We start from the raw sequence: 1,175 nt of genomic DNA on the forward strand, positions 1-1,175 counted from the left end.
TTTTTTCTTTAGATGCTTTGTATGTTTTAACTTTTAGATAAGAATTTAGTTGATTTATAAATTAAAAAAGTTTATTAGGGTTTAATTTTATTAAAGATTTAATAAAGTAGAGTTAGTTTTAAATATTTGTAAAAAATAGTTTTTAAAGATAATTTTAAAAGAATTATCTATTAAGATAATATTTTTAAATTTATAAATCAGTTTAAACCCTAGTTTGTCCCATGAGATTATTTAATCTATCCATTATAGATCCAACATAAGAATTGATACTTTCACTGCTTGCTTTCCAGCCGTTAGCTTTTGCTTGATTAAACTGATTATCAAACCAAGCTCCACCATAACCTATGTGATTTTGCCATTTAACTCCTTTTTCCATTGCATAAATATCTGCGTCAAGCCAACCATCTTGTGCATAGCCTTTTAATAAACTTGCAAAATCAACCTTACCTGTCATGATGTCATCTAAGGAAGCTAATGATCCATCAAAGCTTTCTTTAGCCATAGTTGCTTGATAACTTTCTATTCTAGGATTTAAAGTAGCACTATCTTCTCTTAGTGGCACACCTGTAGATTTTAAAAAACTCATAAATAAATCTTCTTTAGTATAAGTTCCATCTTCATTTTTTGGATAAAATGACATATCAGGATTAAAAGTATCTCTTGCACTATCTTGATCTAAATTTTGAGTTTGCATGCTCTGAGGAGTAAAATCTAATGGCTGTAATCCTGTATTGATACTTGCAATTGTTCCTAATTGTTCCATTTCATCGTATTGCTCTTGGGTGTTGTAATAATTTGTAATTTGCAATTTATCATAATTTTTTGGCATAACACCTATGGTTTTGTCATTACTAGAATAACTTACACCTTTAGGTAAACTATTTAAATCTGCTTCACTAAAACTTGTTTTATTGGTATCGTTAAAAGTATGATTTATAATTTGATTAAATTGATTATAGTATTGTTTAATAGTATTTGCCATATCTATATTATCATAATATTTATCCACACCTAGATATTCTTTTATTTTTGCATTATAAAAGTTATTTTCAGCTACCCTCTCTATCTCATCCAAAGTAGATTTATGTATCTTAAAATCTTTTGGTAATCCTGCAGCCTCATTAAAATCTTCTCCCATATAACCATCTTTATCTACACTATAACCATAGGCTGTA

Annotated in this window: 1 protein-coding gene; it reads right to left on the reverse strand. The window is 27.7% G+C overall.

Annotated elements, in window-relative coordinates:
• Positions 1-202 precede the first annotated feature (202 nt).
• On the reverse strand, positions 203-1,175 hold a 973-nt coding region (locus H2279_RS08545), incomplete at its 5' end, for a Cj0814 family flagellar-dependent secreted protein (RefSeq protein ID WP_337196280.1).

Source organism: Campylobacter sp. B0100352/1, from assembly GCF_020135855.1.
In the GTDB taxonomy this organism is placed as follows: Bacteria; Campylobacterota; Campylobacteria; order Campylobacterales; family Campylobacteraceae; genus Campylobacter_D; species Campylobacter_D taeniopygiae.